The following is a 6,839-nucleotide window of genomic DNA, read 5'->3' as shown; positions in this document are numbered from 1 at the left end:
TACGACCCGCAGGGGTTCTACGAACAGAACGGCGCTGCGGGACCCTATTCGGTGGGCATCTGGTCCACCTGGATGAGCGCCCAGCCCGACGGCCGGCCCGACGTCGAAGCGCCGGCCGACGGCGGCCGGTGCGGTGATCCGCGATGAACGAGTATCCGACCGTCGTCATCACCGGGGCCGGGCGAGGACTCGGGCTGGCCTCCGCGAGCCATCTGTACGCCCGCGGGTGGCGGGTGGTCGCGGCGGTGCGGTCGGTCGAGCCGGCGCTGGCCGCGCTCCGGGCGGCCACCGGCGCCGGCCCGGATGATCCCCGCCTGCTCGGCGTACCGCTGGACCTGCTGGACCCGGAATCGGTCGAAGCGGCCGCCGGGATGGTGCTCGATATGGCCGGGACGCCCGATGCCGTCGTCCACAACGCCGGTATCGCCGCGGCGGGCATGGTCGAGGAAACGCCGATGGAGCTGTGGCAGCGCATGTTCGCCACACATCTCTTCGGCCCGGTGGCGCTCACCCGGGCTCTGCTCCCGGCGATGCGCGGGGCCGGGGCCGGACGTATCGTGCTGATCTCCAGTGCGGGCGGAGTGCGCGGGATGCCCGCCATCGCGGCCTATTCCGCCGCCAAAGGCGCCCTGGAGCGCTGGGGCGAGGCGCTGGTCGGCGAGGTCGCGCCGTTCGGGATCGGGGTCACGATCCTGGTGACGGGCGTATTCGACACCGAGATCATCACCGACGCGGGCACCACCAGTTTCCGCGATTTCGCCGGCCCCTACCGGCGGTTGCACACCAGTATCGACCGGCGCGGCCGGGCGGCGATGAAGATCGCGAACACACCCGCGAAATTCGCCGCGGCGCTGGCGGCCGCCCTCACGGATCGCCGGCCCTATGTCCGCCGCGCGGTGGGTGCGGACGCGGTATCGCTGCTGGTATCCAATCGGCTGCTACCCGCCCGGGCCATGCACCAGATCGCGCGCCTGGCGATGGGCTTGCCCCGGTTCCGGGCACTGGCCGCACCCCGCTCCACCGAGGAAGTGAGTTCGAGCCATGGATGAGACCCCGCCGCCCCGCCACGAATCCCGGATGCTGCTGGAGGGACATCTCGCCGACGGCGAGAACGGTACGTTCGCGGTGCTCGACCCGGCCACCGAAGAGGTCGTCGGTGCGGTCGCCGATGCCTCGGCCCGTGATATGCGCCGGGCCATCGCCGCCGCGCGGCGCGCGTTCGACGACACCACCTGGGCATCCGACCGAGCCTTCCGGGCGCGATGTCTCCGGCAGTTGTCCGAGGCTCTGCACACCGAACGCGAGGAACTGCGCGAGGAGCTCATCCGCGAAGCGGGCTGCCCCCGCGCCCTCACCTACGGCCCGCAACTGGACGCACCCCTCGCGGACGCCCTCACCTATCCCGCCGATCTCATCGCAACCTATCCGTGGGAAACGGATCTGGGTGAGGCCTTCGTCGCCCTGACCGGTATGCGGACGGGACGGAAGGTACTGCGTGAGCCGGTCGGCGTGGTGGGCGCCATCGTCCCGTGGAATTTCCCGTTCGAGGTCACCGCCCACAAACTCGGCCAGGCCCTGGCCACCGGCAACACCGTCGTCCTCAAACCGGCACCGGACACCCCCTTCAACGCGACCCGTATCGGGCGCCTCATCGTGGAGCACACCGATATCCCGGCCGGCGTGGTCAATATCGTGACCGCCTCCGATCACCTCGTCGCCGAGGAACTCACCCTCGCCCCGGAGGTCGATCTGATCTCCTTCACCGGATCCACCGCGGTCGGCCGCCGGATCATGGAAAAGGGCGCGGCGACCATGAAGCGGCTCTTCCTCGAACTGGGCGGCAAATCCGCCACCATCGTCTGCGACGACGCGGATTTCGACATCGCCTGCGCGATCGGTATCGCGCCCTGTCTGCACGCCGGCCAGGGCTGTGCCAATCCGACCCGGATGCTGCTGCCCCGCTCACGCTACGAGGAGGGCGTGGCGTTGCTGAAATCCATGTACGAGAGTGTGTCGCCGGGCGATCCCCAGGACCCGGCGACACTCTGCGGCCCGCTCATCTCGGCGAAACAGCGCGATCGCGTCCTCGGCTACATCCGGCAGGGGGTCGCCGAGGGCGCCACCCTGCTCGTCGGCGATACCGAGCCGCCCGCCGGGCGGGACAAGGGTTTCTGGGTGCGGCCCACCTTGTTCACCGATGTCGGCGGTGCGATGACGATCGCCCAGGAGGAGATCTTCGGGCCGGTGCTCGCGGTGATCCCCTACGACGATGACGACGATGCGGTCCGCATCGCCAACGACACCGCCTACGGGCTCGCGGGCAATGTGATGTCCGGTTCCCCGGCCCGCGCGCTCGCACTGGGCCGCCGGTTGCGGGCGGGTTTCATCGGGCTCGACGGCGCCACCGGGTACGGCGCCGACGTGCCGTTCGGCGGTTACAAGGCCAGCGGTATCGGCCGGCAGAACGGGAGTGCCGGTTTCGACCAGTACACCGAGATCAAATCCATCGCCTACCCCGCCACCCAGGAGTGACCGCTATGCAATTGTTCGACGATCTGGAAGATTTCGGGGCCTTCGACGATGTCGTATCCGGCGATATCCGCGACCCGTACACCGAGCTCGCACGCACCCGGCGGGAGCAGCCGGTACAGCGCATCGAGACGTCCACCATGCCCGGCGACGCGGCGCTACCGCTGTTCATCGCCTACCGGCACGACGATATCCGGCAGATCCTGCGGGACAACGAGACCTTCTCGTCGGCGATCATCATCCAGGCGTTCGGTGATGTGCTCGGCCGGCATGTGATGCTCGGGATGGACGAACCCGAACACGGACGGCACCGGGCGCTGGTGTCGAAGGCGTTCAGCCAGAAGGCCCTGGCGAAATGGGAGGACGGGCTGGTCCGCACGGTGGGCAACCGGCTGATCGACCGTTTCGCGGGTGCGGGCAGCGCGGATCTGGTCAAGGAGTTCACCTTTCCCTTCCCGACCCAGATCATCGCCGGGCTGCTCGGCCTGCCCCCCGAGGATTTCCAGCGGTTCCAGAAATGGTCGATCTCGCTGCTGAGCTTCACGATCAACCCGGAGCGGGGGCGGGCGGCATCGGTGGCGCTGGAAGAGTATTTCGCACCCATACTGGCGGCCCGGCGCGCCGAGCCCCGCGACGATCTCATCAGCCGCCTGGCCGTCGCCGAGATCGACGGCGAACGATTGACCGATCCGGAGATCTTCTCCTTTCTCCGGCTACTGCTGCCGGCGGGGGTGGAGACGACCTACCGGTCGCTGGGGAATCTGCTGTTCGGGTTGTTCTCCCATCCCGAACAGTTCGAGGCGGTGCGCGCGGACCGGTCCCTGATTCCGCAGGCGATCGAGGAGGCGGTGCGCTGGGAGCCGCCGCTGCTCACCATCACCCGGGTCGCGACGCGGGATACCGAACTCGCCGGTGTGCCGATCCCGGCGGGGTCCTCGGTGATGCCGATGCTCGGCGCGGCGAACCGGGCCGAGGATCGCTACGACGATCCGGACGCCTTCGATATCTTCCGGCCGCCGCAGGCGAACGTCTCCTGGGGTCACGGTGCGCATGTCTGCCTGGGAATGCATCTGGCCCGGCTGGAGATGCGGGTCGCGATCGACCTGCTGCTCGACCGGCTGCCGGAGCTGCGCCCGGATCCGGCCGCCGACGATCCCCATATCCGCGGCCAGGTGTTCCGCTCCCCCACCGCGCTTCCCGTGCTCTTCACCCCCACCGGAAGCACAGTGCGCGGCTGAGCCGGCTTCCGGCAGATCTCAGGAGGAAAGATGCCCGATTTCGAATCGGCCGACTATTTCACCGACCCCGCCCTGATTCCCGACCCCTACCCCTACTTCGACCATCTCCGCGACCGCGCCCCGGTGCTACCCGGCGGACCGGGCGGCGTGGTCACGATCACCGGCTACGCGGAGGCCCTGGCCGCCTACCGGGATACCGCGTTCTCCTCCTGCAACGCGGTGGTGGGGCCGTTCGCGCCACTACCGTTCACACCGGAGGGCGACGACATCACCGAACTGCTCGAACAGCACCGCGCCGGTATCCCGATGGCCGAACACGTGGTCACCATGGATGCCGAACGCCATATCCGCACCAGAGGTCTGCTGAGTACGCTGCTCACGCCGAAACGGCTGAGCGAGAACGAGGATTTCATGTGGAAGCTCGCCGACGAGCAGATCGATACCTTCCTCGGCGCCGGCGGGGTCGAATTCCTCTCCGGTTACGCGAAACCGTTCTCCACGCTCGTCATCGCCGACCTGCTGGGGGTGCCCGCCAGCGACCATCGCGAATTCCGGGCGGCGCTGGGGGATCAGCTCGTCGGCGAACTCGAGGGCGAACTCGCGCATAATCCGCTGGAGTGGCTCGACGACAGATTCCGCGGCTATATCACCGCGCGGCGCGAGCACCCGCGCGCCGATGTCCTCACCGCGCTCGCCCGGGCCCGGTACGCCGACGGTGCCGTTCCGACCGTCGAGGAAGTGGTGAAACTCGCCACCTTCTTGTTCGCGGCCGGTCAGGAGACGACCACCAAACTACTCAGCGCCGCCGTCCGCAACCTCGCCGAGAATCCGGATATCCAGGAGCAGGTGCGCGCGGACCGGCGTCTGGTGCCGGCCTTCCTCGAGGAGACGCTGCGGCTGGAGAGCCCGGTCAAGAGCCACTTCCGGATGGCACGCAGGAGTACCGAGGTCTCGGGCTGCCCGATCGAGGCGGGGACGACGATCATGCTGCTACCGGGCGCGAGCAACCGGGATCCACGCAAGTTCCCGGACCCGCAACGGCTCGACGTGGATCGCCGTAACGCCCGCGAGCACATCGCGTTCGGCCGGGGCGCGCACAGCTGTCCCGGGGCACCGCTGGCTCGCGCCGAGGCGCGGATCTCGATCAACCGGTTACTCGACCGGACGGCCGATCTGCGGATCGACGAGACCCGGCACGGGACGCCGGACGCGCGCCGCTACGACTACGAGCCGACGTTCGTGATGCGGGGGCTCTCGGCGCTACATGTGGAATTCGACCCGGTGCCGTGAAACTTCGGGCGGGAGCCGCGACCGGCCCGGCTCCCGCCCCATCGATGTAGCGCGACCTACACCGTGCCGGCGACGTATTCCGCGATAAGGCGCTCCCCCGCCTGTTCGAGATAGCTGTCCGCCCCGCCGAGGTAGGAACTCCAGCCGAGCAACCGGCGCAGGTACAGATGCGCGTCGTGTTCGCTGGTGTATCCGATACCGCCCAGGACCTGGATCGCCCGGTCACCCACCGACGCAAGGCATCCCGAATACGCCTTGGCGTGCAGCACCGCACCCGACCGCGAACCGGGATCGGCGTGGTCGGCGGCCCACAGCGCGTACAGCGCGCCGCCGTAGGCCAGTTCGACGATTTCGAACATATCGACACACAGATGCTGGACCGCCTGGAACGACCCGATCGGGCGGCCGAATTGGTGCCGCGATTTCGCGTACGCCACCACGAGATCGGTGACGGCGCGCGCCGCGCCCACCGCGTCGGTGGCCCGGGCCGCGAGGACGTCGTCACGCACCGAGTCGAGGTCGCGCCGATCGCCGGTCGCCAGCAGCGCGGCGGGAGCGCCGGCGAGGCCGATATCGAAGGACCGGCGGGTGATGTCCACGGTCGGCCGGGCGCGGACGGTGACCGCGGGGTCGGCGGTCCGCACCGCGTACAAGCCGATGCCGTCCGCGCCCGGCACTGCGGTGCCGTCCGGATCGTCCGCGAACACCAGCAGGACATCGGCGGCGCAGGCGTCCGGCACGGCTTCCAGATCGCCGCGCAGTATCGGCGCCCCCGAGGTATCGGTGCCCACCCGCGGCCGCCGCTGCGCCGGGTCCAGCGGGGCCACCGTACGATCGCCGGATCGCCGACCCGCAGGTTCCCGACCCGGTGCACCGCGGCCACGGGCAGCCCCGTGGATTCGGCTACGGCGGCACAACATTCGCGCAGGAAGCGGGCCGCCTCCGGATGCGCCGAATACTCCAGAGCCGAGACGGCCTGCCCGCCGTCGTGATCGCGGACCACCCCGGTGAAGACCACCACGGCCCCGTGCCGGGGACCACGGACGGCCGCGTCGACGACCAGCGGGTCCAGGGCGGTTTCGCTGATCTCGGCGAGCCGGACCCCGCCGTCCGCGCCGGATTCTGTTGTCCCGGAAGATTTCTCAGGCATGTGCGCTCTCGTTTCCCCATCTCTTACCCGGTGCCGCGCCACTGCTCTCCTCGTGCGCGCCGCCGCCGGCGACCTGCGCGAGCAGATGTTCCAGCAACGGTTCCAGCACCGCGATACCGTCTTTCACCCCGCCGGGCGACCCGGGCAGGTTCACCACCACGGTCCGGCCCGCGAGCCCCGCGATCCCCCGGCTCAGTGCCGCGAGCGGGAATTTCGCCGTCCCGCGCTGCCGGATGGCTTCGGCCACCCCGGGCAGTTCACGATCCAGTACGGCGGCCGTCGCCTCCGGTGTCCGGTCGGTGGGCGAAGCACCGGTACCGCCGGTGGTGACCACGAGGGCGGGCGCGGTCCGCAGGGCGTCGGCGAGGCCGGTGGCGATCTCCGCATCGGCATAGACCAGCGGACCGCGCACGGTGTAACCGAGATCGTTCAGCCAGGACACCAGCCGGGGGCCGGTGGTGTCGATCCGCGTCCCGGCCGCGGCTCCGGTCGAGGCGACCAGTACCGCCGCGGTACCGGGGGTGATCGCCGGAGCAGCCGGTACCGCGGCGGTTCCGGTGACCGACGCCTCGGCCGGCCCGGTGGACGTCCCGGGTGCGTCGGCGGTCTCCGCCACGGGCGTCTCGCCGGCC

6 protein-coding genes and 2 pseudogenes are annotated in these 6,839 nt (G+C 69.8%); 5 read left to right on the top strand and 3 right to left on the bottom strand.

What is annotated here, in order from left to right; genetic code table 11:
- The 5 genes and pseudogenes from ACWDU1_RS27095 to ACWDU1_RS27075 all read left to right on the top strand — a co-directional run.
- Nucleotides 1-147 (top strand): annotated as a pseudogene (locus ACWDU1_RS27095) (spirocyclase AveC family protein); the annotation flags it as partial.
- On the top strand, nt 144-1,049 hold the full coding sequence (locus ACWDU1_RS27090; RefSeq protein ID WP_450002721.1) for an SDR family oxidoreductase: 906 nt from the start codon (nt 144-146) through the stop codon (nt 1,047-1,049). The pseudogene ACWDU1_RS27095 and the gene ACWDU1_RS27090, both read left to right, overlap by 4 nt.
- Nucleotides 1,042-2,532, top strand: a complete 1,491-nt coding sequence (locus ACWDU1_RS27085) for an aldehyde dehydrogenase family protein (RefSeq protein ID WP_450002719.1) — start codon at nt 1,042-1,044, stop codon at nt 2,530-2,532. The genes ACWDU1_RS27090 and ACWDU1_RS27085 overlap by 8 nt, the downstream gene beginning before the upstream one ends.
- A gap of 5 nt (nt 2,533-2,537) precedes the next feature.
- Nucleotides 2,538-3,767 carry a cytochrome P450 gene (locus ACWDU1_RS27080; RefSeq protein ID WP_450002717.1) on the top strand — a complete coding sequence of 410 codons (1,230 nt, stop codon included), beginning with the start codon at nt 2,538-2,540 and terminating at the stop codon, nt 3,765-3,767.
- Between the two features lie 30 nt (nt 3,768-3,797).
- Nucleotides 3,798-5,057, top strand: a complete 1,260-nt coding sequence (locus tag ACWDU1_RS27075) for a cytochrome P450 (RefSeq protein WP_450002716.1) — start codon at nt 3,798-3,800, stop codon at nt 5,055-5,057.
- A gap of 56 nt (nt 5,058-5,113) precedes the next feature.
- On the opposite strand, the gene ACWDU1_RS27070 is transcribed toward ACWDU1_RS27075, so the two are convergent.
- The 3 genes and pseudogenes from ACWDU1_RS27070 to ACWDU1_RS27060 form a co-directional block, all read right to left on the bottom strand.
- A complete protein-coding gene (locus ACWDU1_RS27070) occupies nt 5,114-5,884 on the bottom strand; it encodes an acyl-CoA dehydrogenase family protein (RefSeq protein ID WP_450002714.1) in 771 nt (256 codons plus the stop codon).
- A 2-nt stretch (nt 5,885-5,886) separates the two neighbouring features.
- A pseudogene (locus ACWDU1_RS27065) lies at nt 5,887-6,207 on the bottom strand (molybdenum cofactor biosynthesis protein MoaE); the annotation flags it as partial.
- Nucleotides 6,200-6,839 (bottom strand): molybdopterin-binding protein (locus ACWDU1_RS27060; RefSeq protein ID WP_450002713.1); only part of this gene is annotated, 640 nt, incomplete at its 5' end. The pseudogene ACWDU1_RS27065 and the gene ACWDU1_RS27060, both read right to left, overlap by 8 nt.

This window comes from Nocardia sp. NPDC003345 (assembly GCF_053589395.1).
This window is presented reverse-complemented; position numbering and strand designations above follow the sequence as displayed.

What these genes read in the sequence shown, in the direction of transcription:
- ACWDU1_RS27075 (WP_450002716.1), top strand. Translation starts at nt 3,798, where the DNA reads ATGCCCGATTTCGAATCGGCCGACTATTTCACCGACCCCGCCCTGATT.
- ACWDU1_RS27090 (WP_450002721.1), top strand. Translation starts at nt 144, where the DNA reads ATGAACGAGTATCCGACCGTCGTCATCACCGGGGCCGGGCGAGGACTC.
- ACWDU1_RS27080 (WP_450002717.1), top strand. Translation starts at nt 2,538, where the DNA reads ATGCAATTGTTCGACGATCTGGAAGATTTCGGGGCCTTCGACGATGTC.
- ACWDU1_RS27085 (WP_450002719.1), top strand. Translation starts at nt 1,042, where the DNA reads ATGGATGAGACCCCGCCGCCCCGCCACGAATCCCGGATGCTGCTGGAG.